The sequence below is a fragment of the Variovorax sp. RKNM96 genome, from assembly GCF_017161115.1.
Lineage (GTDB): Bacteria > Pseudomonadota > Gammaproteobacteria > Burkholderiales > Burkholderiaceae_C > Variovorax.
On sequence record NZ_CP046508.1, the window covers coordinates 2,364,588 to 2,386,962 of the forward strand.

Annotated in this window: 27 protein-coding genes; 11 read left to right on the forward strand and 16 right to left on the reverse strand. The window is 66.8% G+C overall.

Annotation, left to right across the window (positions count from 1 at the left end):
* Positions 1 to 15 precede the first annotated feature (15 nt).
* Complete coding sequence (locus GNX71_RS10875; protein WP_206178317.1) at positions 16 to 783, reverse strand: SDR family oxidoreductase; 768 nt, start codon at positions 781 to 783, stop codon at positions 16 to 18.
* 139 nt (positions 784 to 922) lie between these two features.
* Here GNX71_RS10875 and GNX71_RS10880 point away from each other — a divergent pair, with 139 nt between their 5' ends.
* Entirely contained in the window at positions 923 to 1,750 is an 828-nt protein-coding gene (locus GNX71_RS10880; RefSeq protein ID WP_206178318.1) for an AraC family transcriptional regulator, read from the forward strand.
* 6 nt (positions 1,751 to 1,756) lie between these two features.
* Here the strand turns inward: GNX71_RS10880 and GNX71_RS10885 are convergent, their stop codons facing one another.
* The 8 genes from GNX71_RS10885 to GNX71_RS10920 all read right to left on the reverse strand — a co-directional run bounded on the left by GNX71_RS10885 (position 1,757) and on the right by GNX71_RS10920 (position 8,586).
* Positions 1,757 to 2,731, reverse strand: a complete 975-nt coding sequence (locus tag GNX71_RS10885; protein ID WP_206178319.1) for a hypothetical protein — start codon at positions 2,729 to 2,731, stop codon at positions 1,757 to 1,759.
* Between the two features lie 28 nt (positions 2,732 to 2,759).
* Positions 2,760 to 3,440, reverse strand: a complete 681-nt coding sequence (locus GNX71_RS10890) for an ATP-binding protein (RefSeq protein ID WP_206178320.1) — start codon at positions 3,438 to 3,440, stop codon at positions 2,760 to 2,762.
* Positions 3,437 to 4,057 (reverse strand): nicotinamide riboside transporter PnuC, encoded by a 621-nt coding sequence (gene pnuC, locus GNX71_RS10895; RefSeq protein WP_206178321.1) that lies wholly within the window; start codon positions 4,055 to 4,057, stop codon positions 3,437 to 3,439. Before pnuC ends, GNX71_RS10890 begins: the two co-directional genes overlap by 4 nt.
* 22 nt (positions 4,058 to 4,079) lie before the next feature.
* Positions 4,080 to 4,358, reverse strand: a complete 279-nt coding sequence (ftsB, locus tag GNX71_RS10900; protein ID WP_206178322.1) for a cell division protein FtsB — start codon at positions 4,356 to 4,358, stop codon at positions 4,080 to 4,082.
* A gap of 96 nt (positions 4,359 to 4,454) precedes the next feature.
* Positions 4,455 to 5,738 carry a phosphopyruvate hydratase gene (eno, locus tag GNX71_RS10905; RefSeq protein WP_013540608.1) on the reverse strand — a complete coding sequence of 428 codons (1,284 nt, stop codon included), beginning with the start codon at positions 5,736 to 5,738 and terminating at the stop codon, positions 4,455 to 4,457.
* 27 nt (positions 5,739 to 5,765) lie between these two features.
* A complete protein-coding gene (locus GNX71_RS10910; protein ID WP_206178323.1) occupies positions 5,766 to 6,056 on the reverse strand; it encodes a DUF1330 domain-containing protein in 291 nt (96 codons plus the stop codon).
* Positions 6,053 to 6,910, reverse strand: coding sequence for a 3-deoxy-8-phosphooctulonate synthase (kdsA, locus tag GNX71_RS10915; protein WP_206178324.1), 858 nt, complete (start codon positions 6,908 to 6,910; stop codon positions 6,053 to 6,055). Before kdsA ends, GNX71_RS10910 begins: the two co-directional genes overlap by 4 nt.
* Complete coding sequence (locus GNX71_RS10920) at positions 6,907 to 8,586, reverse strand: CTP synthase (protein WP_206178325.1); 1,680 nt, start codon at positions 8,584 to 8,586, stop codon at positions 6,907 to 6,909. The genes kdsA and GNX71_RS10920 overlap by 4 nt, the downstream gene beginning before the upstream one ends.
* A 123-nt stretch (positions 8,587 to 8,709) precedes the next feature.
* Here GNX71_RS10920 and coaBC point away from each other — a divergent pair, with 123 nt between their 5' ends.
* The 4 genes from coaBC (at position 8,710) to GNX71_RS10940 (ending at position 11,526) form a co-directional block, all read left to right on the forward strand.
* On the forward strand, positions 8,710 to 9,933 hold the full coding sequence (coaBC, locus tag GNX71_RS10925; protein WP_206178326.1) for a bifunctional phosphopantothenoylcysteine decarboxylase/phosphopantothenate--cysteine ligase CoaBC: 1,224 nt from the start codon (positions 8,710 to 8,712) through the stop codon (positions 9,931 to 9,933).
* The gene (locus GNX71_RS10930; protein ID WP_206178327.1) at positions 9,933 to 10,391 is read left to right on the forward strand and encodes a hypothetical protein; all 459 of its coding nucleotides are present in this window, start codon (positions 9,933 to 9,935) and stop codon (positions 10,389 to 10,391) included. Before coaBC ends, GNX71_RS10930 begins: the two co-directional genes overlap by 1 nt.
* Complete coding sequence (gene dut, locus GNX71_RS10935; protein WP_206178328.1) at positions 10,392 to 10,838, forward strand: dUTP diphosphatase; 447 nt, start codon at positions 10,392 to 10,394, stop codon at positions 10,836 to 10,838.
* Between the two features lie 187 nt (positions 10,839 to 11,025).
* Positions 11,026 to 11,526: a glycine zipper 2TM domain-containing protein gene (locus tag GNX71_RS10940; protein WP_206178329.1), complete on the forward strand. Its 501-nt coding sequence runs from the start codon at positions 11,026 to 11,028 to the stop codon at positions 11,524 to 11,526.
* 62 nt (positions 11,527 to 11,588) lie between these two features.
* On the opposite strand, the gene GNX71_RS10945 is transcribed toward GNX71_RS10940, so the two are convergent.
* A complete protein-coding gene (locus GNX71_RS10945; RefSeq protein ID WP_206178330.1) occupies positions 11,589 to 12,113 on the reverse strand; it encodes an FKBP-type peptidyl-prolyl cis-trans isomerase in 525 nt (174 codons plus the stop codon).
* A gap of 14 nt (positions 12,114 to 12,127) precedes the next feature.
* On the opposite strand from GNX71_RS10945, the gene GNX71_RS10950 reads away from it, so the two are divergent.
* The 3 genes from GNX71_RS10950 (at position 12,128) to GNX71_RS10960 (ending at position 14,121) form a co-directional block, all read left to right on the forward strand.
* Positions 12,128 to 13,270 carry a cupin domain-containing protein gene (locus GNX71_RS10950; RefSeq protein WP_206178331.1) on the forward strand — a complete coding sequence of 381 codons (1,143 nt, stop codon included), beginning with the start codon at positions 12,128 to 12,130 and terminating at the stop codon, positions 13,268 to 13,270.
* The gene (locus GNX71_RS10955) at positions 13,260 to 13,763 is read left to right on the forward strand and encodes a hypothetical protein (RefSeq protein WP_206178332.1); all 504 of its coding nucleotides are present in this window, start codon (positions 13,260 to 13,262) and stop codon (positions 13,761 to 13,763) included. Before GNX71_RS10950 ends, GNX71_RS10955 begins: the two co-directional genes overlap by 11 nt.
* A 94-nt stretch (positions 13,764 to 13,857) precedes the next feature.
* Positions 13,858 to 14,121 (forward strand): hypothetical protein, encoded by a 264-nt coding sequence (locus GNX71_RS10960; RefSeq protein WP_176658387.1) that lies wholly within the window; start codon positions 13,858 to 13,860, stop codon positions 14,119 to 14,121.
* A gap of 75 nt (positions 14,122 to 14,196) precedes the next feature.
* Here the strand turns inward: GNX71_RS10960 and GNX71_RS10965 are convergent, their stop codons facing one another.
* From GNX71_RS10965 to GNX71_RS10990, 6 genes are all read right to left on the reverse strand, one after another.
* Positions 14,197 to 14,973: an MBL fold metallo-hydrolase gene (locus tag GNX71_RS10965; protein ID WP_206178333.1), complete on the reverse strand. Its 777-nt coding sequence runs from the start codon at positions 14,971 to 14,973 to the stop codon at positions 14,197 to 14,199.
* A 5-nt stretch (positions 14,974 to 14,978) separates the two neighbouring features.
* A complete protein-coding gene (bamC, locus tag GNX71_RS10970) occupies positions 14,979 to 16,070 on the reverse strand; it encodes an outer membrane protein assembly factor BamC (RefSeq protein ID WP_206178334.1) in 1,092 nt (363 codons plus the stop codon).
* A 140-nt stretch (positions 16,071 to 16,210) separates the two neighbouring features.
* Complete coding sequence (gene dapA / locus GNX71_RS10975; RefSeq protein ID WP_206178335.1) at positions 16,211 to 17,101, reverse strand: 4-hydroxy-tetrahydrodipicolinate synthase; 891 nt, start codon at positions 17,099 to 17,101, stop codon at positions 16,211 to 16,213.
* A gap of 79 nt (positions 17,102 to 17,180) precedes the next feature.
* Entirely contained in the window at positions 17,181 to 17,750 is a 570-nt protein-coding gene (locus GNX71_RS10980) for a class I SAM-dependent methyltransferase (RefSeq protein ID WP_206178336.1), read from the reverse strand.
* 16 nt (positions 17,751 to 17,766) lie between these two features.
* Positions 17,767 to 17,907, reverse strand: a complete 141-nt coding sequence (locus GNX71_RS10985) for a hypothetical protein (RefSeq protein WP_206178337.1) — start codon at positions 17,905 to 17,907, stop codon at positions 17,767 to 17,769.
* A gap of 21 nt (positions 17,908 to 17,928) precedes the next feature.
* The gene (locus tag GNX71_RS10990) at positions 17,929 to 19,164 is read right to left on the reverse strand and encodes an MFS transporter (RefSeq protein ID WP_206178338.1); all 1,236 of its coding nucleotides are present in this window, start codon (positions 19,162 to 19,164) and stop codon (positions 17,929 to 17,931) included.
* A 183-nt stretch (positions 19,165 to 19,347) separates the two neighbouring features.
* Between GNX71_RS10990 and GNX71_RS10995 the strand changes: the two genes are divergently transcribed.
* From GNX71_RS10995 to GNX71_RS11005, 3 genes are all read left to right on the forward strand, one after another.
* Positions 19,348 to 19,752, forward strand: coding sequence for a hypothetical protein (locus GNX71_RS10995; RefSeq protein ID WP_241027224.1), 405 nt, complete (start codon positions 19,348 to 19,350; stop codon positions 19,750 to 19,752).
* On the forward strand, positions 19,749 to 20,201 hold the full coding sequence (locus GNX71_RS11000; RefSeq protein ID WP_206178339.1) for a DUF2846 domain-containing protein: 453 nt from the start codon (positions 19,749 to 19,751) through the stop codon (positions 20,199 to 20,201). The genes GNX71_RS10995 and GNX71_RS11000 overlap by 4 nt, the downstream gene beginning before the upstream one ends.
* Before the next feature lie 167 nt (positions 20,202 to 20,368).
* Entirely contained in the window at positions 20,369 to 22,357 is a 1,989-nt protein-coding gene (locus tag GNX71_RS11005; RefSeq protein WP_206178340.1) for a DNA topoisomerase IV subunit B, read from the forward strand.
* The last annotated feature ends 18 nt before the right edge of the window (positions 22,358 to 22,375 follow it).

The window sequence follows — 22,375 nt, forward strand, 5'->3', positions numbered from 1 at the left end:
CCTTGGGTGTTGATTTCAGTCCGCAGCCGGCGTGAGGTTCTGCCCCAGCCCGCCATCGACGGTGAGCCGCGCCCCGGTCGTGAAGGTGGCCTCGAATGCGAAGAAAAGTACGGCGCGCGCCACCTCGGCGGCGGTGCCGTGTCGGCGCATCGGCGTGATCTGGTCACCGATGCGGATGAACTCCGCGCGCTCTTCGGCCGTCGCGTCGGCGATGCCGAGCGTGGGCGTGTCGATGAAGCCGGGGCTCACCACGTTGACGCGGATGCCGCGCGTCACCAGTTCGGCCGCGAAGCCCGAGGCGAACGAGCGCAACGCGGCCTTGGTGCCGCTGTAGACGCTCATGCTGTGCATGCCGCCCTCGTCGGCGATGGACGAGGTGAAGACGATCGCGCTGCCCGGCGGCATCAGCGGCGCGAGGCGCTGCACGGTGAAGAACGGGCCCTTGGTGTTGATGGCGAAGGCGCGGTCGTAGCCCGCTTCGGTCACCTGCTCGAACGGTTCCAGCGTCGCGATGCCCGCGTTGATGTGCAGCAGGTCGATGTGGCTGAAGCGCTCGTGCACCGTCGCGGCGAGGGTGTCGATGTCGGCGAGCGAGGCTGTGTCAGATGCCAGCACATGCGCGCCCGGGCCGAGCGTACGGCGTGCCGCTTCGAGGTTCTCCGGATTGCGCCCGGTCACCAGCACCTCGGCGCCGCCTTCGAGCAGCGCCTGCGCCGTCGCCAGGCCCATGCCGATGGTGCCGCCGGTGATGACGGCCTTCTTGCCCGCATAGGGTTTGTTCATGATTCGCATGCCTTGAAACGAGTGGAGTTCATGGCTGCGAATGATCGGGATTGCCGGGCGAACGGTCGCGCACATTCGGCCGTGCCCGAGCACAAACGGACGATGGCATGCGGCGCTGTCGCGGCAGATAATCTTCCCGATGAGCTACACCGACCTGGCACTGACGGCCGACAGCTTCGTGATGCCCGTCCCCTCCGGCCTGCGCGTCGACATGCGCCAGACGCCGGCCGGCGTGGTCGGCTACGAGGCATTGCCCGACCACCGCATCAAGCTCCACGCAGGCGCACCGGTGCCGGGCGCCTGCCGGCTGCACAAGTTCCTCTACACGCGCGGTGATCTCGACATCGTGCCGGCCGGCGCGACCGACGTCTGGCACGAGGAGGCGCCCAGCACATCGATCGTGGTGCGCATGGCGCCCTCGCTGCTGCAGCGCACCGCCGACGAGATGGGCCTTCCGGCCGAGCGCGCGCGGCTCGGCGAGCGGCACCAGTTCCGCGATGCGCAGATCGAGCACATCGCCCTCGCGCTCGATGCCGAGCGGCGCGCCGGCTTTCCGAACGGCACGCTTTACACCGACAGCCTGGGCACCGCGCTGGCGGTGCACCTGATCGCCGGGCAGAAGATCGAGACGGCGTCCGTGCAAGGGCTGTCGAGGCTGCAGCTGCGGCGTGTGACGGAATACATCGAGGCGAATCTCGATGGCGATCTGTCGCTGTCTGCGCTGGCGGACATCGCGGGCCTGAGCGCCTCGCACCTGAAGACGCAGTTCAAGCGCTCCACCGGCTTGCCGGTGCATGAGTACGTGGTGCACCGGCGCGTGGACCGCGCGCGCGGCCTGCTGCTACGAAGCGAAATGCCGGCGAGCCTTGTGGCGCTGGAGAGTGGTTTCTCGCACCAGAGCCACATGGCGCGCTGCATGCGCCGCGTGCTTGGCGTGACGCCGGGCGAGGTGCGGCGCGCGGGCTAGTTCTGCCTAGCGGGCTTCGTCGTCGAAGCCGCTGAACTCGATGTCGGGTGCGCTCGTGTTGTGCTTGGAGGGCAGGCTGCGGCCGAAGCGCACCTGCGTGGCGTTCAGCGATTTCACCTCGGGCAGCGGCCTGGCCTGCGATGCGGCATTCGGCGATTCCTGCCAGCGCACTTCGCTCATGTCCGCGTTGTCGGGCGTGACGTACATCGAGCGAAGCACGGCGAAGGGTTGTGCGCTGGCGGTGGGTTTAGACAGCGTCACGTCCAGCGCCGTGCGCTTGCGGCTGATCTCGTCCACGCGTGCCACCGCACTGCCACCGTTCGTGAAGCGCAGATGGATCGCCAGCGGCTTCGTCACCACGCGGATCGACGCGATGTTCACCACCGGCCGCCCGGCCTGCTCGACCGGGCCGAGCAGGAACGACGAGCCGTACACGCCATCGCCGAAGCGCGCTTCGGGCAGCGGCTTCAGGCGCCAGTAGCCGTCGGAGGGGTACAGCACGATCGCCTCGAGCGCCTTGCCGTTCTCCTTCTTGAACACCTGCAGCAGATGAAAGCCGCGATCGCTGCGCGCACCCACCTGCACCGGCACGCGCTGCGGCCGCCAGAAGGTGGGCAGCGTCATGCCGACGACCCGCCACTCGGCGTTGTCCAGCAGCACCACGGTGCGCTGCTTGAAGCGGTGTGCCGGGTCGGTGGGGTGCGCGCCGCCGTCGAAATTGCAGCCCGAGAAGTCGGGCGCGGTGACGTCGTTGCCGATCTTGTCGAGGTAGCCGGGCTGCAGCGCCTCGATGCGCATGTGGCGGATGCCGTCGCCGCGCAGCACCATGGAGACGTTATCTTCCTCGGCGCAGGCGGTGGGGGTGGTGCCGTTCTCGACAGTGGCGGCGACGGGGGCCGCAAGCGCCGGGCCGGCAGAGAGCAGCGCGGCGAGGAAGAGGGGCAGGAGGGAGGCGGTGCGCGGGGCGGGGTGCAGGGGCATCAGGTCTCCGTGAGGAACGGCGGCTTGCTTATTCGCGCCGCCCGATCAGGTCTGTGAAAAGCCGATGTTCGCATTCCGGGTCGGAACACTTCTCGCAAGGCCATGTCCACGCGGCGGGCTTTGCGTCGGCCTTGCCGCGCGCGCGTGCACGGGTTTCGCGGTCTTCGCCGCTGGCGATCGAGTTGATCGCGTTCCATGCGTTGGCCAGGCGCTCGCCGCCGGTGCCGTGCACGACGGTGAACGAGAGCTTCGCGCCGGTCAGCGCGGCGCGCACGAGCGTGTCGGTCGGCTGGCGGGCATGCGGCCCGTCGCGCAGGTGGTCGCCGACCCAGGGGATGTCGAGCGCGGTGAGCAGCGTGATGGCGCAGCGCCGCTGGGCAGCGAGGGCGTCCGCGTAGAGCGAGCGGTCGTCGAAGAGCTGTTCGCTGTAGACCGCGGTCATGAGCGCGGTGGTGTCTGCGATCACCACGCCTGTCGCGGCGGCGGTTTCGATGCGACGGGTCTGTTCGTCGGCGATGGCCTGCTGTTCGTCGGGGCGGGGCGTGCGGCCCTCGCGATCGCACCATTCCCGCAGGTACTCGCCCACCAACGTCGCCGGAATGCCGCGCTCCTGCAGGCGCTGTGCGATGGCGCGCGCCAGCTCGGTCTTGCCCGTGCTCTCGGCACCCAGCACCGCGATGACGCAGCCGGTCGGCAGCATCGGCGTCATGCGCGCTCCGCCTCCGGCAGGCGCCGGCACCATGCCAGGTAGCCGGCCACGCTGAGCACCGCGAACACGGCGTACAGGCCGACGGTGAGCCACAGACCCTTGTGGATGAACAGGCCCACGCTCACGACGTTCACGGCCAGCCAGATGAGCCAGTTCTCGATGAACTTGCGCCCGAGCAGGAACTGGCCGACGAGACTGAGGCCGGTAGCGAACCCGTCCCACCACGGCACGTCGGTGTCGGTGAAGCGGCGAAGAAAGAGGGCGACCGCGGGCCACGCGATGGCGCAGGCCGCAAGGGTGAGCGCGATGCCGCGCGGCGACAGGCGGCTGACGTGCAACGCACTGCCGTCGCTGCGATGGCCGCGCAGCCACTGGAACCAGCCCCACAGCGCAACGAAGGCGAAGAACACCTGCAGCGATGCATCGCCGTAGATGCGCGCCTTGGCGAAGACCGCGACGTAGAGCAGCGAGCTGACGATGGCCAGCGGCCAGCCCCAGTGGATCTCGCGCATGTTGCAGCCGACCATGGCGAGCGCGAGGACGGCGGCCACGAGTTCGAGCCAGCTGACGGGGGAGCCCCAGAGCGCAAAGGCAGGGGCCGAGAGAAGCTCGGGCATCAGCAGGCGGGGAAGTGGAGGGTCAGTGTGCGATCTGTACGAACACTTCGTTCGGCTTGACCATGCCGAGTTCCGCTCTTGCACGTTCTTCGACCATTTCGAGCCCGTCCTTGAGGTCGTTGACCTCCGAGGCCAGCCGCTCGTTGGTGATCGTGGCCTTGGCGTTGGCTTCCTTCTGGTCGGTCAGCTTGGTCTGCAGTTGCTGCACGTCGCGCACGCTCCCGCGCCCGTTCCACAGCTGCCACTGAAGGACGGCCAGCAGGAGCAGCAGGACGATGGGGGGAACGAAGCGCGCGCGCATGAACGTCTGTCTACGCCACCCGCACGCCGAGGCCGCCGCGCTGCCGTTCCGGAGGGAGCGGCGAGGTGCGCGGCCTGGCGAGCCGGGTGGCTGGCATCACTTGAGGTTGTAGAACGCGCCGCGGCCCGGGTAGCTGGCGATGTCGCCGAGGTCTTCTTCGATGCGCAGCAGCTGGTTGTACTTGGCGATGCGGTCCGAACGCGAGAGCGAGCCGGTCTTGATCTGGCCGGCGTTGGTGCCCACGGCGATGTCGGCGATGGTGCTGTCCTCGGTCTCGCCCGAGCGGTGCGAAATCACGGCCGTGTAGCCCGCGCGCTTGGCCATCTCGATGGCGGCGAAGGTTTCGGTCAGCGTGCCGATCTGGTTGATCTTGATCAGGATCGAGTTGGCGATGCCCTTGTCGATGCCTTCTTGCAGGATCTTGGTGTTGGTGACGAACAGGTCGTCGCCCACCAGCTGCACGCGCTTGCCCAGGCGCTCGGTCAGGTGCTTCCAGCCGTCCCAGTCGCCTTCGTGCATGCCGTCTTCGATGCTGATGATCGGGTACTTGTCGACCCAGTTGGCGAGCATGTCGGTCCAGCTCTCGGCCGACAGCGACAGGTTCTCGCCCGACAGCACGTACTTGCCGTCCTTGTAGAACTCGCTGGCTGCGCAATCGAGGCCCAGTGCGATCTGTTCGCCCGCGGTGTAGCCGGCCTTGTCGATCGCTTCCAGAATCAGCTGGATGGCCGCTTCATGGCTCTCGACGCTGGGGGCAAAGCCGCCTTCGTCGCCCACCGCCGTGCTGATGCCGCGGTCGCCCAGAATCTTCTTCAGGGCATGGAACACTTCGGCGCCGTAGCGCACGGCCTCGCGGAAGCTCTTGGCGCCCACGGGGATGATCATGAATTCCTGCAGATCGAGGCTGTTGTTGGCGTGCGCGCCACCGTTGATGACGTTCATCATCGGCACCGGCAGCTGCATGCCGCCCATGCCGCCGAAGTAGCGGTACAGCGGCAGGCCCGACTCTTCGGCCGCGGCGCGGGCCACGGCCATCGACACGGCGAGGGTGGCGTTGGCGCCCAGGCGTGCCTTGTTGTCGGTGCCGTCCAGGTCGATCATCGTGCGATCGAGAAAAGCCTGTTCGCTGGCATCGAGGCCGAGCACGGCTTCGGAGATCTCGGTGTTGATGTTCTCCACCGCCTTCAGCACGCCCTTGCCGAGATAACGGCTCTTGTCGCCGTCGCGCAGCTCGATGGCTTCGCGCGAACCGGTCGATGCGCCCGAGGGCACGGCCGCGCGGCCCATGGTGCCCGACTCGAGCAGCACGTCGCACTCGACGGTGGGGTTGCCTCGGCTGTCGAGAATTTCGCGGCCGACGATGTCAACGATTGCACTCATCTTTTTCTCTTTCTCAAATAAAACGGATCACAGACCTTCGACAACGATCATGCGCATGATCGCGGCGCCCTGGCGCGAGTCGCGCGCCTTGCCGTATTCGGGCGATTCATTGAATTTCTTGGCGGCTTCGACGCTCGGGAACTTGAGGATCACGATGCGCTGCGGAGCCCAGTCGCCCTCGAGCACTTCCACCTTGCCGCCGCGCACGCACACCTCGGCACCGTGTGCCTTCATGGCTTCGGTGGACCACTTCTTGTAGTCCTCATACTGCACCGGGTTGGTGACTTCTACGTTAGCGATGATGTAGGCGCTTGTCATTGCTGAAACACGTCCTCGAGGAAAGCGTTTTTCTTGGTGACCCCGTCGAGCGCCAGCAGCGTCTCGAGCAGGGCCTTCATGTGCTTGAGCGGCACGGCGTTGGGGCCGTCGCTCAGTGCCTTGGCGGGATCGGGGTGCGTCTCCATGAAGAGGCCCGCCACGCCCACGGCGACGGCCGCGCGCGAGAGCACCGGCACCATCTCGCGCTGGCCGCCCGAGGTCGTGCCCTGGCCGCCGGGGAGCTGCACCGAGTGCGTGGCGTCGAACACCACGGGCGCCTTGGTCTCTCGCATGATCGCGAGCGAGCGCATGTCCGAGACGAGGTTGTTGTAGCCGAAGCTCGCCCCGCGTTCGCAGGCCATGAAGCTGTCTTCGTCGAGGCCGGCTTCCTTGGCGGCAGCGCGTGCCTTGTCGATCACGTTCTTCATGTCGTGCGGCGCGAGGAACTGGCCCTTCTTGATGTTCACCGGCTTGCCCGACTGCGCCGCGGCGTAGATGAAGTCGGTCTGGCGGCACAGGAACGCGGGCGTCTGCAGCACGTCGACTACCTTGGCGGCCTCGGTGATGTCTTCGGTGGTGTGCACGTCGGTCAGCACGGGCAGGCCGAGCTCGCGCTTCACCTTGGCCAGAATCTCGAGGCCCTTGTCGCGGCCCGGGCCGCGAAAGCTGGTGCCCGATGAGCGGTTGGCCTTGTCGAAGCTGCTCTTGAAGATGAACGGAATGCCCAGCGCCGAGGTGATTTCCTTCAGCGTGCCGGCGGTGTCCATCTGCAGCTGCTCGGATTCGACCACGCAGGGGCCGGCGATCAGGAAGAAGGGCTGGTTCAGCCCGATGTCGAATCCGCAGAGTTTCATGCCACAGCCTTCAGTGTCTTGGTGCTGCCCGCACCCTGGTCCTTGTGTTCGAGCGCCGCCTTGATGAAGGCGTTGAAGAGCGGGTGGCCGCCCCACGGCGTCGACTTGAACTCGGGGTGGAACTGCACGCCCATGAACCAGGGGTGCACGTCCTGCGGCAGTTCGACGATTTCGGTCAGGTGCTCGCGCTGCGTGAGCGCGGAGATCACGAGGCCGGCCGCGCGCAGTTCGTCCAGGTAGTTGACGTTGGCTTCGTAGCGGTGGCGATGGCGCTCGGTGACCACGTCGCCGTAGATGCTGTGGGCCAGCGTGCCGGGCGAGACGTCGGAGCTCTGCGCGCCCAGGCGCATGGTGCCGCCAAGGTCGGACTTCGCATCGCGCGTCTTCACGGTGCCGTCTGCGTCCTTCCACTCGGTGATCAGCGCGATCACGGGGGTGGGCGTCTCGGGGTCGAACTCGGTGCTGTTTGCGTTCTTGAGGCCCGCCACGTGGCGCGCGTACTCGATGGTGGCCACCTGCATGCCAAGGCAGATGCCGAGGTAAGGCACCTTGCCTTCGCGGGCGAAACGGGCGGCCGCGATCTTGCCTTCGACACCGCGCTGGCCGAAGCCGCCGGGCACCAGGATCGCATCGTATTTCGCGAGGCGCGACACGTCTTGCGCCGTGATCGTTTCGGAGTCGATGTAGTCGATCTTCACGCGGGCATGGTTCTTCATGCCGGCGTGGCGCAGCGCTTCGTTCAGCGACTTGTAGCTGTCCGACAGGTCGACGTACTTGCCGACCATGGCGATCGAGACTTCCTGCTGCGGATGCTCGACTTCGTAGACCAGGTCGTCCCAGCGCTGCAACTTGGCGGGCGGGGTGTTGATGCGCAGCTTGTCGCAGATGAGGCCATCCAGGCCCTGCTCGTGCAGCATGCGGGGCACCTTGTAGATGGTGTCCACGTCCCACATGGAGATGACGCCCCATTCGGGCACGTTGGAGAACAGCGAGATCTTGGCGCGCTCGTCGTCGGGAATCGGGCGGTCGGCGCGGCACAGGAGGGCGTCGGCCTGGATGCCGATGGCGCGCAGTTCCTTGGCGGTGTGCTGCGTGGGCTTGGTCTTGAGTTCGCCGGCGGCGGCGATCCAGGGCACGTAGGAGAGGTGCACGAAGGCCGAGTTGTTCGGGCCCATGCGCAGGCTCATCTGGCGAACGGCTTCCAGGAAGGGCAGCGATTCGATGTCGCCCACGGTGCCGCCGATCTCGACGATGGCCACGTCCACCTCGTGCGCCGTGCCGATGCCGGCGCCGCGCTTGATGTATTCCTGGATCTCGTTGGTGATGTGCGGAATCACCTGCACCGTCTTGCCGAGGTAGTCGCCACGGCGTTCCTTCTCGAGCACGGTCTTGTAGATCTGGCCGGTCGTGAAGTTGTTGGCCTTGCGCATCCGCGTGTTGATGAAGCGCTCGTAGTGGCCGAGGTCGAGGTCGGTTTCTGCACCGTCGTCGGTGACGAACACCTCGCCATGCTGGAAGGGCGACATCGTGCCGGGGTCGACATTGATGTACGGATCGAGCTTGATGAGGGTGACTTGGAGGCCGCGCGATTCGAGGATCGCGGCGAGAGAGGCGGAGGCGATTCCCTTGCCAAGGGAAGATACGACACCACCGGTGACGAAGACAAATTTGGTCATGCCAGTTCCGGATGCGTGAATCCGGGCAGTGGGAAATTGCGATTATAGGTGTGCCCTTTGCGACACCTCTCGCCAAGGGCTTGTTGCCATTTGTTCGATGACCTATGAGCAACAATACGGCCCATGCAAGATCTCGCCGGAAAACACATTGTCCTGGGCCTCACGGGCGGCATCGCCTGCTACAAGTCGGCCGAGTTGTGCCGGCTGTTCGTGAAGGCGGGGGCCACGGTCCAGGTCGTGATGACCGAGGCGGCCGAGCAGTTCATCACCCCGGTGACGATGCAGGCGCTCTCCGGGCGCACCGTCTACACCTCGCAGTGGGATGCCCGCGAGCCCAACAACATGCCGCACATCAACCTGAGCCGCGAGGCCGATGCGATCGTGCTGGCGCCGTGCAGTGCCGATTTCATCGCGCGACTGGTGCAGGGCCGCTCCGACGACCTGCTGAGCCTCATGTGCCTCGCGCGCCCGATGGACCGCATTCCCCTCCTGATCGCCCCGGCCATGAACCGCGAGATGTGGGTCCATCCGGCCACCCAGCGCAACCTGATGCAGGTGTCGGCCGACGGTGCGACCGTGCTGGGCGTGGGCAACGGCTGGCAGGCCTGCGGCGAGACTGGCGACGGGCGCATGCTGGAGCCGGCGCAGATCCTCGAGGACATCACCGCCTTCTTCCAGCCCAAGCTGCTGGCGGGGCAGAAGGTGCTGGTCACCGCCGGCCCGACCTTCGAGGCGCTCGATCCGATTCGCGGCATCACCAACCACTCGTCCGGCAAGATGGGCTTTGCCATCGCACGGGCCGCCCGGGAGGCGGGCGCCGAAGTCACGCTGGTGGCCGGTCCGGTGCATCTGCCCACGCCGCGCGGCGTGACCCGCGTCGATGTGCTGTCCGCGCAGGACATGCTCGAAGCCACCACCCGCGCTGCGCAGAGTGCTAGCATTTTTGTAGCTACCGCCGCCGTCGCCGATTGGCGTCCGGCCACGCACAGCGACCAGAAGATCAAGAAGGACGGCAGCGGCAAGACGCCGGTGCTCAACTTCGTCGAGAACGCCGACATCCTGCTCACCGTCGCCAAGAGCGAGCGGGCGCAGGCGAAGAAGCTGTTCTGCGTCGGCTTCGCGGCCGAGAGCGAGAACCTCGTCGAACATGCCAAGGCCAAGCGCGAGCGCAAGGGCATTCCGCTCCTGGTGGGCAACATCGGCCCGCTGACCTTCGGGCAGGACGACAACGCACTGCTGCTCGTGGACGCCAAGGGTGTGCGCGAGCTGCCCCGCGCGCCCAAGCTCACGCTGGCGCGCGAGCTGATGACGGAGATTGCCGCACGACTTCCCGACTGGAGGGTCTGATGAACACCGAATCGAACACGCCGCCCAATGGCGACTTTGCCCGCTACGTGGAGCAGCTTTCGGCGCGAGCGGCACTGCCGAAACGGCCAGCGCAGCCGGGGGAGCCCGGGCTGGATGTCGGCATGACGCAGTCGCCCGGCCAGCAGGGTCAGGGTCCGGTCACGGCCGCGATGCAGCGCGCCGACCTTCCGAACGGCGAGGTGCCCAAGCGGGAGCCGGGCTCGTTCGACCCGATGCTTCTCAAGGTGCTGGGCGCCGTGGGAGCGCTGGTGTTCCTGGTGCTCTGGTCGATCGGCGTGCCGTTCTTCGTGCTGGTCGCGGGGTTCGCTGCAGCCACCTGGTTCGGCAAGAGTTTTTTCAAGGGTTTGAAGCTGAAGCCTGGCGTGGCCAAGTGGCAGCAGGTGCTCGAAGAGGCCGCCCGCAGGCAAAGAGAACAGCAACAAAAGCAAGGCAAGTAAGTGAAAGTCGACGTCCGTATCCTCGATCCGCGCATGGTGGATCAACTGCCCGCATATGCCACCCCCGGAAGCGCCGGCCTCGACCTGCGGGCCTGCCTCGATGCACCGATCACGCTGGAGCCCAACGGCTGGCAACTGGTGGGCACGGGCATCGCCATCCACCTGGCGGACCCGGCGGTCGCGGCGCTGATCCTGCCGCGCTCGGGCCTGGGCCACAAGCACGGCATCGTGCTGGGCAACCTCGTCGGGTTGATCGACAGCGACTACCAGGGCGAACTCAAGATCAGCGCCTGGAACCGCAGCGACACGCCCTTCGTGCTGCAGCCGATGGAGCGGCTCGCGCAGCTGGTGATCGTGCCGGTGGTGCAGGCCCAGTTCAGGGTGGTCACGGAATTTGCGGCGTCGCAGCGCGGCGAGGGCGGCTACGGCTCCACCGGCAAGCACTGAATCAGCACCGAAAGCTGAAGCGAGCCTGAGTAACTGCCAAGTAAGCGAGGGGTAAAGAGCGGAACTGCCGTAGCGCCGCCGCGCTCGAAAGTTTCAGCATGTGTCTTGCGTCATCGCGGCGAAAGCTGCGGCGTTAGTCACAGGCAGGCGCACCTTCCACGCGCCGTTCTATTCGAGGAGCCTCAACATGAAGATCTCAATGCGCTTCGTATCCGTCACCGCCTCCGTGCTGGCCCTGGCCACGCTCACGGCGTGCGTTGCACCCATGCCGGTCTACCAGACCTCGCGCTATCCCTATCAGGCACCGCCGCAGGCGATCCAGTACCGCGAGGCGTCCTACGTCGAGTATGGCCATGTGGCCAACATCGAGGTGCTGCGCAGCGAAACGGCCGGCACAGGCACTTCTGGCGGCGGTGCTGTCGCCGGTGGCGTCATCGGCGGCGTGGTCGGCAACCAGTTCGGGCGCGGCAATGGCCGTGCGGCAGCCACCGCACTCGGCATCGTGGGCGGCGCCCTGCTGGGCAACACCATCGAGGCCCAACAGAACGGGCCACGCGCCTATGAAACCTATCGCGTGTCGGTACAGACCGACCGCGGCGGCTACCGGGCCTTCGACGTGCAAAGCCCGGGCGACCTGCGCATCGGCGACCGGGTGCGCATCGACAACGGCCAGATTTCGCGCATGTAAGCTGCCCAGCGGGCACAAACGAAAAAGCCGGGCACTGCCCGGCTTTTTGACGTCTGCAGTCCTCAGTGCAGCATCTGGTTGCCTGGCGCCATCGGCGGCACCTTGAAAAAGGCCGTTCCGGCGGTGCCGCGGCCGACTTCTTCTTCCGTCGCCTCGCGCACCGAGCGCACGGTGATGTCGAGCCGGATCGCGATGCCGGCCAGCGGATGGTTGCCGTCGAGCACCAAGTGGTCGGGGTAGATTTCGGCGACCGTGTAGAGAGCGTCCCGCGGGATGGCGTCGCTCACGCCTTTCGGCAGCGCGGAGCCGTCGAAGGTCATGCCTTCTTCGGTGCCTTCGGGGAACAGCGAGCGCGGCTCGAGAAAGAGCAGCTGGTCATTGAAGTCGCCGAAACCCTGTTCGGGCTCGACCTGCAGTTGCACACGGGCGCCGGGCTCATGGCCTTGCAGGGCGGCCTCGATGACGTCGAAGAGATCGTCGCCGCCCACCATGAATTCCACCGGCTCGTCGAGCACGTCCAGCACGTCGCCGAGCGTGTCTTTCATCGTCCAGGTCAAACCGACCACGCATTGTTCAGAGATTTCCATTGCAGAATTCTCCCATGGAGATTACCCAACCGCTGCCGTTGCTCGGCGGCCTGAGCGCCGCGCAGTTCATGCGGCGGTACTGGCAGAAAAAGCCGCTGCTGGTCCGCCAGGCCATTCCCGCCATGGTGCCACCGATCGATCGCAACGCATTGTTTGCGCTGGCCGAACGCGAGGAGGTGGAATCGCGCCTCATCCGCCACGGCAAGGCCGGCTGGTCGCTCAAGCATGGCCCGCTCGCGCGGCGTGCCCTGCCGCCGCTGAAGCAACCCGCCTGGACCCTGCTGGTGCAGGGCGTCGACCTGCACCACGAGGGCGTGCACGAGCTGCTGCGGCAATTCCGCTTCCTGCCCGATGCGCGCCTAGACGACCTGATGATCAGCTACGCGAGCGACACCGGCGGCGTCGGCGCGCATTTCGACAGCTACGACGTGTTCCTGCTGCAGGCGCAGGGCCGCCGCCGCTGGTCCATCGGCAAGCAGGGCGACCTGCGCCTGCAGCCGGATGTGCCGCTGAAGATTCTCGAGAACTTCGAGCCGGAAGAGACCTTCGTGCTCGAGCCCGGCGACATGCTCTACCTGCCCCCGAAATACGCCCACGAGGGCGTGGCGGTCGGGGACGACTGCATGACCTTTTCCATCGGCCTGCGTTCCTCCGCCATGGGCGAGCTCGGCGCCGACCTGCTCGCGCGCATGGCCCAGGCCTATTCGGAAGACCTCGAGGACGCCGGCCCCGCGGAACTGGCGCGCTACCGCGACCCAACGCAGCCCGCCGTCGATGCCCCGGCTGCGATGCCCGCCGCGTTGCAGGCTTTCGCGCGCAAGGCCGTCGAAGCCGCGCTGCGCGATCCCGACGCCATCGATCGCGCCCTCGGCGAATCGCTGACCGAGCCCAAGGCCAACATCTGGTTCGACGAAGGCGGCGACGTGCCCGATGCGATGCAGCACGTGGCGCTCGACCGTCGCACGCGCATGCTCTACGACACGCGCCACATCTACATCAACGGCGAGAGCTTCCGTGCAGGCGGTGCCGATGCGACGCTGATGCGCCGGCTGGCCGACCGGCGCGCGCTCGGTCCGCGCGAGTTGGCGCGGGCCAGCGACGGGGCACTGGCGCTGCTGGGCGAGTGGTGCGAGGCGGGCTGGGTTCATGCCGACTGACGACGCGCCACCGCTGCCCGAAGGCCGCTTCGACGGCCGCGACGTGTTCGGCGCGATCGTGCGCAATGCACTGTCGACGGCCGCGCGCGAGGGCTGGAAGGAAATCGTGTTCAGCGATCCCGACTTCGCCGACTGGCCCCTGGGCGAACGCGCCAGCATCGAGGCGCTGCAGGCCTGGTCGGCCAGCGGCCGCCGCTTCGTGCTGCTGGCCCAGCGCTTCGACGTGATCGAACGCGGCCACGCGCGCTTCGTGCCGTGGCGCCGCATGTGGGACCACATCATCGAATGCCGCGCCACCGGCAAGGCGGCCGGTTCCCCCGAGCTGCCGAGCGCGATCTGGACGCCCACCTGGTTCGCGCACCGCATCGACCCCGATCGCTGCCGCGGTGTCTGCGGCGTCGATCCGCGCGCCCGCCGCGAACTGCGCGAAGCCATCGACGAAAGCTGGCGCCTGGGCCGGCCGGCATTTCCGGCATCGACGCTCGGCTTGTAAGCCAATGCCGCGAATGCGGCCGCGAGACACATTCAGGCGGAGATGCGGGTCTAGAATTTTTTCGTTCCAGACATTCTTTGCCAAAGGAGTTCTCATGAAGAAGTCGTCGTCCGTCCTCATTGCCTCGTTGATCGCCGCTGCCGCACTCGTTGCCTGCGGCAAGAAAGAGGACGCTGCCCCCGCGGTCGTGACGCCTCCGCCTGCGCCCGTGACCGAGCCCGCAGCACCGCCTGCCGCCGCACCGGCGCCTTCCGCCGACCCGGCCGCGACCGCACCTTCGCCCGCTGCTTCGTCGGCGCTGGACGCTGCAAATGCCGCGACAGAGGCAGCGAAGAAGAACGAGGCACCCAAGCAATAAGCCGGGTCCTTCACAAAGTAGAAAGCCGCCCCAGGGCGGCTTTTCTACTTGGACTTTCGACAGGTCAGCTGGCAGTCAGACATCCAGCCAGGGCGAGCCCTCGGCGGCGGTGGCGGTAAGCATTTCCGCCTCATGGCCGCCCAGCGCCTCGGCCATCAGGCGCCGCACGATGTCGGGCCGGTTGTTCTGCTCGCTCAGGTGTGCCGCAACCACATGGCGCAGGCCGTCGTGGCGCACCGCGCGCGCGATGTCCGCCGCCGCTGCATTCGACAGGTGCCCATAGTTGCCGCCCACGCGCAGCTTGAGGAAGGGCGGATAGGCCGAGTTGGCCAAGAGGTCGCTGTCGTGGTTGAACTCGAGCAGCAGCGCATGCACGCCGCTCAGACGGTTCAGCACGTGCGCGGTGGCATGCCCCAGGTCGGTCAGCACACCGAGCGTGCGTGCGCCATCGGTGCAGCGCAGCTGCAGCGGCTCGCGCGCATCGTGCGGCACGGTGAAGGGCTGCACGTTGATATCGCCGACGGCGAACTCCGCATCGTCGCGCGCCAGGTTCAGGCGGCCTTCGAAGTCGCGGCCGCCCGTGGCGAGCCAGGTGCCTTCGCTCATCCAGACGGGAATGCGGTTGCGCCGCGAGAGCGTGTGAGCGCAGCCGATGTGGTCGCCGTGCTCGTGGGTGATGAAGATGGCGTCGATGTCGCCGGCGGCGAGGCCCGCAAGGGCCAGGCGCTGATCGAGCTGCCGGATGCCGAAGCCGCAGTCGACCAGGAGTCGGGAGGTGCGGCCGCCGCTGGTCGCCTCGACCAGCGCGGCATTGCCCGTGCTGCCGCTGCCGAGGCTTCGGAAGCGGAGCATGCGGGTTACTTCAGGTCGTCGGCAATGACCTTGACGATGCGCTGCGCGTTGGCCGAGGTTTCCGGCGCACCCGCTTCGTTCATCACCGAGACGGTGGTCGATTCGCCTTGGCTCTTCACGAGGATGCGGAACTTGATCGGCTTTTCGTCCTTGGACGAGCTGCTGAACAGCTTGCTGAAGAGGCCTTCTTCCTTCTTGTCGGGGTTCGGCGTCACGTAGCGCACGTAGTAGATGCCGGCGCTGCGGTCGCGGTCTTCCACGGTGAAGCCGGTGCGGTCCAGGGCCAGGCCGACGCGGCGCCATGCGCGATCGAAGCCCTCGCTGATCTGCACCACAGGCTGGTTGCCCACGCTCGCGATGGTCGCGGTCTTCGCCGGTGCCGAGGTGGCGGCCAGGATCTTCGACTGCTCTTGCGAGACGCCGAGCTTGACCATCAGGCGGCGCAGGAATTCGGTCTCGAGTTCAGGATCGCTCGGGCGCGGTTGCCACACGGTCTGGTCCTGGCGCGAGTTGTTGTAGACCTCCTGCATGCCGCGGTGGCTGATGAAGATCTCGGTGCCGGTTGTCGTGCGTTCGATGCGGGTGCGGAAGCGGTCGAGTTCGCCGGTCGAGTAGACCGAGTCGACCAGCTTGCCCAGCGTGCCGCGGATGATGTCCTGCGGCAGCTTGGCGCGGTTCTCGGCCCAGTCGGTTTCCATGATGCCGAGGTTGCGCTGTTCGGTGGTCAGCAGGAAGCCGCTTTCCTGCCAGAAGTCCTTCACCGGGTCCCAGAGCTGGTCGGGGGTGCGGTTGACGACGATCCAGCGCTGCGTGCCCGCGCGTTCCATGCGCACGTCGCCGATGTTGGAGACGGCGGTGGGCACGCCCGGCGCATTGGCGATGCCGGTCTGGTAAGAATTGGCGGTGACTGCGCCGCCGGGCACCGCGTAGCGGTTGTCGCGCGAGAGCTGGGACAGGTCGGGCGGGACTTCGAGCGTTGGGGCCTTGCCGGCGCTCTTGTAGTCGATCTTGTCGCTCTCGAGCACGGAGCAGGCGGCGAGGCTGGCAACGAGGGTGGCCAGCAATGCATATCGCGAAAGTTGCGAAAGGTTCTTCAACGTCGTCTTCCTTGTTGGAATGGTTCGGTCAATCTATGGGCCGCAGTGCCCGCCATCTCTGAGCACAGTTCGGGCAAAAGGTTGCTTAACCTTGTTGCGGCCAGGGAAAAGCGGATCGCAGGCGTGTGTTGGGGATGGGCTCAGTTCTTGAGCAGGCCGGTGGCGCGCAGGGCGCCCTCGACCGCCGGACGGCTGGCTTCGCCGAGTTCGGTGAGCGGCAGCCGCAGCGTGCCGCCGCAGAGGCCGAGCCGGGCCATGGCCCACTTGAGCGGGATCGGATTGGGTTCGACGAACAGGTTGCGGTGCAGCGGCATGAGCTCGAACTGGATCTGCATCGCGCGCTTCACGTCGCCGGCGAGGGCGGCCACGCACAGTTCATGCATCTTGCGCGGCGCGATGTTGGCCGTGACGCTGATGTTGCCCTGGCCACCGCAGAGCATGAGCGCGACGGCGGTCGGGTCGTCGCCCGAATAAACGGCGAAGTTCTTGGGCAGGTCGCGAATGAGCCACTGGGCGCGTTCGATGTTGCCGGTGGCTTCCTTGATGCCGATGATGCCGGGCACCTGGGCCAGGCGCAGCACGGTGTCGTGCGCCATATCGGCCACGGTGCGGCCGGGCACGTTGTACAGCACGATGGGCAGGTCGCCCACGGCCTCGGCGATCGCCTTGAAGTGCTGGTACTGGCCCTCTTGCGTGGGCTTGTTGTAGTAGGGCACGACCTGCAGTTGCGAATCGGCGCCCACGCCCTTGGCGAACTTGGCGAGCTCGATGGCTTCCTTGGTCGAATTGGCGCCGCAGCCGGCCATCACGGGCACGCGGCCCTTGGCTTGCTCGACCGAGACGCGGATGATTTCGCAGTGCTCTTCCACATCGACCGTCGGCGATTCGCCGGTGGTGCCGACCACGCCGAGGCAGTCGGTGCCTTCGTCGATGTGCCAGTCGATGAGTCGCCGCAGGGCGGGGTAGTCGACACTGCCGTCGTCGTGCATCGGCGTGACGAGCGCGACGATGCTGCCTGTCAGTTGCTCCAAGGGGGAATCTCTTTGTCGGTGGACGAAAGCGCCGATTCTACTTACTCCGGGCACCGCCAAGGCAGCGGGCCCGGCCCCCTCACTTTCCCTTGAGGAGCGCGCGCAGCGGATGTCCCGCAAGGGGCTCGGGCGCACGGATGGCGGCAATACGCTGCACGAAGCGCGCCGGTTCGGGCAGGAACCCGTCCTCGTAGGCCACCACGCGCAGGTCCTGGCAGGCGGCCAGCAGCTCGCCGGGCTGCAGCAGGAAGTCGGCCCGCGACGGCTTGCCCACCGTTTCGTTGCCGGCGGCGAAGGTCTCGTAGAGCAGCACGCCGCCCGGCGCCACGGCGGTCACGATGTCGGCCATGCGGGCGCGCCAGAGGTAGTTGGTGACGACCACCGCGCCGAAGGTCTGGCCGGTGAAGGGCCAGGGACCGGATTCGATGTCGGCCGTGATGGTCTGGCCGAACGTGCCGGCGGCGTCGGTCGCTTCCGGCGACCGGTCGACGCCCGTGACTGAATGCCCGCGTCCGGCGAACCACTGCATGTGCCGGCCCGCGCCGCAGGCCACATCGAGCACCGTCGCATCGGCGGCCAGCAGGTGCGACCAGCGCACGATCCATTCCGAAGGCGAACCCGAGCCGTGCGACGTCGCTGCATCTTTCATGGCAAGTCGATCGGCTTCAAAAGCAGGACCACACCTGGTCGACCAGCGTCACCAGAAATCCCGGATGGGTATAGAGCATGAACACCCCCGCCAGCGCAGCCAGCGCGGCTGCGAGCCAGCCGGCGTGTGCGAGGTGGTGGCGCAGCTGCGGAGTCATGACCCGATTGTCTGCTCGCCATCAGCCCGGCACGGCAGCCGGCCGGGCCGCGCGAGGGATCGCGTGTTCCTTGACCGGCAGGTTGATCAGCGCCGCGAACACGCCCAGCGCGATCGCGATGTACCAGACGATGTCGTAGCTGCCGGTGGTGTCGTACAGGTAGCCGCCGAGCCACACGCCCAGGAACGAGCCGACCTGGTGGCTCAGGAACACGAAGCCGCTGAGCATCGACAGGTGCGCCACGCCGAAGATGCCCGCCACGATCGCATTGGTCGCGGGCACGGTCGAGAGCCACAGGAAGCCCATCGCCGCCGAGAAGACATACACGCTGACCGGCGAGATCGGCACGATCAGGAAGAGGGCGATCGACACCGCCCGCGCGAAGTAGATCGCCGCGAGGATCTTCCGCTTGGCCAGCGTCTGCCCCAGCAGGCCGACGGTGTACGTGCCGAACACATTGAAGAGCCCGATCAGCGCCAGCGCATAGCCGGCCACGTCGGCCGACAGGCTCCGGTCGCGCAGGTAGGTCGGCATGTGGATGCCGATGAAGGCCAGCTGGAAGCCGCAGACGAAATAGCCCGCCATCAGGAGGCCGAAGCTCGGGTAGCGGAAGGCCTCGCCCACCGCCTGCAGCACCGATTGGTCGCGGTGCCCGGCCAGTGCTTCGCGCTGCGGTTCGCGCAGGCCGAAGGCCAGCGGCACGATCACCAGCACCAGCACGGCCAGCACCGCCAAAGCGCTTTGCCAGCCCAGGTTGCCGATCAGGCGGCCCTCGATGGGCGCCATCAGGAATTGGCCGAACGAGCCGGCGGCAGCTGCCACGCCCATCGCCCAGGAGCGCCGCTCGGCCGGAATCTGCCGCCCGATCACGCCGTAGATCACCGCGTAGGTGGTGCCCGCCTGCGCCGCGCCGATCAGCACGCCCGCGCTCAGCGTAAAGAGCAGGGGTGTCGGCGAATGCGCCATGCCCAGCAGCCCCAGCCCGTAGAACACCGAGCCGCCGATCAGCACCCGAAACGCGCCGAAGCGGTCGGCCAACATGCCCGCGAATACCCCGAAGATGCCCCACGAGAGGTTCTGGATCGCCAGCGCGAAGGAGAAGGTCTGCCGGCTCCAGTCCTGGGCCTGCGTGATCGGCTGCAGCCAGAGGCCGAAGCCGTGGCGGATGCCCATCGAGAGCGTGACGATCATGGCGCCGCAGAAAAGCACCTGCCGTATAGAGAGGGTGGGCGACAGGGCGGGCGTGGGAGCTTGCATGGCGTCGAATGTAGCCACTTGCGTGCTGCGGCAGGCGCGCGGGCGGCCAAAGCCATTGATGATTTATCGAGGCGAATTTGATGCCGTGACGGCATCAAAGCGGGCGTATTGCACAGACCTGCTCGTTAACCCTTAAATAAACTTGGTTACATTCGAGTCAAGAAATAGCAACGGAGGGAATTCATGAGCCGATCGAATCGCCATGCCGCACGCATGCTCTTGGCGCTCGGCGCCGCCTTGGCGGGCTGCGCGCCCGCGGTGCGCAGCGTACCCACCCAGCTGATCGCCGCCGAACAGGCCGCGTCCAAGCCCTCCGACCTGCGCTTCACCGCCCCGTTGCAGCTGCGGCTCGAAACCGGCTACAGCAGGCTGATTCCTGCCGACAGCCGCTGGGCGCCGGCCGGTCGTTTGAACGAGGGGCTGGTGTATCGCCCGGTCGACCTCGTGTTCAGCATCGAAGGCCAGCAGGTTCACGAGGCCTGGCTCGTCGTTCGCAACAGCACGCTGCAAGGCTTCTACCTGCCGGCCGAAGCGCGCTATTCGTCGCTCACTCCCCCTGTCCCGCTTCCAAAAGGAACACAACCATGAGAAGAACCGTTCTGAAATTCGCCGCCCTCGCGGCCGTGACCATTCTTGCCGCAGGCTGCGCGAGCGGCGTCAAGTACCAGGACATGGCCAGTTCGATGCCCAGCGTCAAGGCGGGCGAAGGCCGCATCTATTTCTTCCGCTCGTCCTCGATGTTCGGCGCTGCGGTCCAGCCCGAGATCCGGCTGAACAACGTCGTCGTGGGCACTTCCAAGCCCGGCGGTTTCTTCTACGTCGACCGGCCCGCCGGCAACTACGTGGCGGCATCCTCCACCGAGACAGAGAAGACGGCCAGCTTCACGCTCGCCGCCAACGAGGTCAAATACCTGCGCACTTCCCCGTCGATGGGCCTGTTGGTCGGACGCGTGGTCATCGAACTCGAATCGGCCGACAAGGCCAAGGCCGAGCTCGGGTCCCTGAGCTACACCGGCACCGTCACGGCTGCCAAGTAAGCGCCAGGACCAAAGAAGAAAGACGGGCCCAGCCGCCAACGCCGCGTGGCGGGCGGGCCCGCACCCTGCGCCGCACGGGCGCCCCGGGTGTCCCCGCCCTCCAGCGCCGTTCATGCGCCTGTATGGGTATCCAGTTGTTTTGCGCTGACTGACTACAATCCGCCCCCATGGCGACTCCTCCCAAGACAACCTCAGATTCCGCTTCCGGCTACTCGGAAGGCTCCATCCGCGTGCTCAAGGGCCTCGAGCCCGTGAAGCAGCGCCCGGGCATGTACACCCGGACCGACAACCCCCTGCACGTCATCCAGGAAGTGCTCGACAACGCCGCCGACGAAGCGCTCGCCGGCCATGGCAAGAAGATCAAGGTCACGCTGCATGCCGACAACTCGGTGAGCATCGAAGACGATGGCCGCGGCATTCCGTTCGGCCTGCATCCCGAAGAGAAGGCCCCCGTGATCGAGCTGGTCTACACGCGCCTGCACGCGGGCGGCAAGTTCGACAAGGGCTCGGGCGGCGCCTACAGCTTCTCGGGCGGCCTGCATGGCGTGGGTGTGTCGGTGACCAATGCGCTCTCCAAGCGGCTCGAAGTCACCACCCATCGCGAAGGTTCCATCGCCAGGCTGGCTTTCAGCGGCGGCGACGTGATCGAGGCGCTCGAGATCCGCAAGCTCGAGGCCGGCGAGCGCAAGCAGGGCACCACCGTGCGCGCGTGGCCCGACGCCAAGTACTTCGAGACCGCCGCGCTTCCCATGGGTGAGCTCACCCACCTGCTGCGCAGCAAGGCCGTGCTGATGCCCGGCGTGAGCGTCACGCTGACGGTCGAGAAAACCAAGGAAACGCAGCAGTGGCTCTACAAGGGCGGTCTCAGCGACTACCTGATGCAGACGCTCAACGGCGACCCGGTGATCCCGCTCTTCGAAGGCAGCGGCCACGCCGACAAGAACGCCGACAACTTTGCCGAAGGCGAGGGCGCCGACTGGTGCGTGGCCTTCACCGAAGACGGCCAGCCGGTGCGCGAGAGCTACGTCAACCTGATTCCCACCAGCGCCGGCGGCACGCACGAGAGCGGCCTGCGCGACGGCCTCTTCACCGCGGTGAAGGGCTTCATCGAACTGCATTCGCTGCTGCCCAAGGGCGTGAAGCTCCTGCCCGAAGACGTGTTTGCGCGCGCCTCGTATGTGCTGAGCGCCAAGGTGCTCGATCCGCAGTTCCAGGGCCAGATCAAGGAGCGCCTGAATTCGCGCGATGCCGTGCGCCTGGTGTCGAGCTTCGTGCGCCCCGCGCTCGAACTCTGGCTCAACCAGCACGTCGACTACGGCAAGAAGCTCGCCGAACTGGCGATCAAGGCCGCGCAGACCCGCCAGCGCGCGGGCCAGAAGGTCGAGAAGCGCAAGGGCTCCGGCGTGGCCGTGCTGCCTGGCAAGCTGACCGATTGCGAGAGCAAGGACATCAGCCACAACGAGGTCTTCCTGGTCGAGGGCGACTCGGCCGGCGGCAGCGCCAAGATGGGCCGCGACAAGGAAAGCCAGGCCATCCTGCCGCTGCGCGGCAAGGTGCTCAACACCTGGGAAGTGGAGCGCGACCGACTTTTTGCCAACACCGAAATCCACGACATCTCGGTGGCCGTGGGCGTCGATCCGCACGGCCCCAACGACACGCCCGACATGAGCGGCCTGCGCTACGGGAAGATCTGCATCCTCTCCGATGCCGACGTGGACGGCTCGCACATCCAGGTGCTGCTGCTCACGCTGTTCTTCCGCCACTTTCCCAAACTCATCGAAACCGGCCACGTGTATGTCGCCAAGCCGCCGCTGTTCCGGGTCGATGCGCCTGCGCGCGGCAAGAAGCCGGCCTCCAAGGTCTACGCGCTCGACGAGGGGGAATTGACCGCCACGCTCGACAAACTGCGTAAAGACGGCGTGCGCGAAGGCGCCTGGAGCATCAGCCGCTTCAAGGGTCTGGGCGAGATGAGCGCGGAACAATTGTGGGAAACCACGCTCAATCCGGATACCCGGCGCCTGATGCAGGTCCAGCTGGGACGCTTCGACTTCACCTCCACCCAGGGCGAGATCACCAAGCTCATGGGCAAGGGCGAAGCGGCCGCCCGGCGCGAACTGATGGAACTGCGCGCCGACGACGTCGACATCGATGTTTGACCCCCGTGACCCTTCCAG

Excerpts from the sequence above, each read along its gene's own strand:
- GNX71_RS10875 (WP_206178317.1), bottom strand. The coding sequence starts at position 783 with ATGAACAAACCCTATGCGGGCAAGAAGGCCGTCATCACCGGCGGCACC.
- GNX71_RS10880 (WP_206178318.1), top strand. The coding sequence starts at position 923 with ATGAGCTACACCGACCTGGCACTGACGGCCGACAGCTTCGTGATGCCC.
- GNX71_RS10885 (WP_206178319.1), bottom strand. The coding sequence starts at position 2,731 with ATGCCCCTGCACCCCGCCCCGCGCACCGCCTCCCTCCTGCCCCTCTTC.
- GNX71_RS10890 (WP_206178320.1), bottom strand. The coding sequence starts at position 3,440 with ATGACGCCGATGCTGCCGACCGGCTGCGTCATCGCGGTGCTGGGTGCC.
- pnuC (WP_206178321.1), bottom strand. The coding sequence starts at position 4,057 with ATGCCCGAGCTTCTCTCGGCCCCTGCCTTTGCGCTCTGGGGCTCCCCC.
- ftsB (WP_206178322.1), bottom strand. The coding sequence starts at position 4,358 with ATGCGCGCGCGCTTCGTTCCCCCCATCGTCCTGCTGCTCCTGCTGGCC.
- eno (WP_013540608.1), bottom strand. The coding sequence starts at position 5,738 with ATGAGTGCAATCGTTGACATCGTCGGCCGCGAAATTCTCGACAGCCGA.
- GNX71_RS10910 (WP_206178323.1), bottom strand. The coding sequence starts at position 6,056 with ATGACAAGCGCCTACATCATCGCTAACGTAGAAGTCACCAACCCGGTG.
- kdsA (WP_206178324.1), bottom strand. The coding sequence starts at position 6,910 with ATGAAACTCTGCGGATTCGACATCGGGCTGAACCAGCCCTTCTTCCTG.
- GNX71_RS10920 (WP_206178325.1), bottom strand. The coding sequence starts at position 8,586 with ATGACCAAATTTGTCTTCGTCACCGGTGGTGTCGTATCTTCCCTTGGC.
- coaBC (WP_206178326.1), top strand. The coding sequence starts at position 8,710 with ATGCAAGATCTCGCCGGAAAACACATTGTCCTGGGCCTCACGGGCGGC.
- GNX71_RS10930 (WP_206178327.1), top strand. The coding sequence starts at position 9,933 with ATGAACACCGAATCGAACACGCCGCCCAATGGCGACTTTGCCCGCTAC.
- GNX71_RS10940 (WP_206178329.1), top strand. The coding sequence starts at position 11,026 with ATGAAGATCTCAATGCGCTTCGTATCCGTCACCGCCTCCGTGCTGGCC.
- GNX71_RS10945 (WP_206178330.1), bottom strand. The coding sequence starts at position 12,113 with ATGGAAATCTCTGAACAATGCGTGGTCGGTTTGACCTGGACGATGAAA.
- GNX71_RS10950 (WP_206178331.1), top strand. The coding sequence starts at position 12,128 with ATGGAGATTACCCAACCGCTGCCGTTGCTCGGCGGCCTGAGCGCCGCG.
- GNX71_RS10955 (WP_206178332.1), top strand. The coding sequence starts at position 13,260 with ATGCCGACTGACGACGCGCCACCGCTGCCCGAAGGCCGCTTCGACGGC.
- GNX71_RS10960 (WP_176658387.1), top strand. The coding sequence starts at position 13,858 with ATGAAGAAGTCGTCGTCCGTCCTCATTGCCTCGTTGATCGCCGCTGCC.
- GNX71_RS10965 (WP_206178333.1), bottom strand. The coding sequence starts at position 14,973 with ATGCTCCGCTTCCGAAGCCTCGGCAGCGGCAGCACGGGCAATGCCGCG.
- GNX71_RS10980 (WP_206178336.1), bottom strand. The coding sequence starts at position 17,750 with ATGAAAGATGCAGCGACGTCGCACGGCTCGGGTTCGCCTTCGGAATGG.
- GNX71_RS10985 (WP_206178337.1), bottom strand. The coding sequence starts at position 17,907 with ATGACTCCGCAGCTGCGCCACCACCTCGCACACGCCGGCTGGCTCGCA.
- GNX71_RS10990 (WP_206178338.1), bottom strand. The coding sequence starts at position 19,164 with ATGCAAGCTCCCACGCCCGCCCTGTCGCCCACCCTCTCTATACGGCAG.
- GNX71_RS10995 (WP_241027224.1), top strand. The coding sequence starts at position 19,348 with ATGAGCCGATCGAATCGCCATGCCGCACGCATGCTCTTGGCGCTCGGC.
- GNX71_RS11000 (WP_206178339.1), top strand. The coding sequence starts at position 19,749 with ATGAGAAGAACCGTTCTGAAATTCGCCGCCCTCGCGGCCGTGACCATT.
- GNX71_RS11005 (WP_206178340.1), top strand. The coding sequence starts at position 20,369 with ATGGCGACTCCTCCCAAGACAACCTCAGATTCCGCTTCCGGCTACTCG.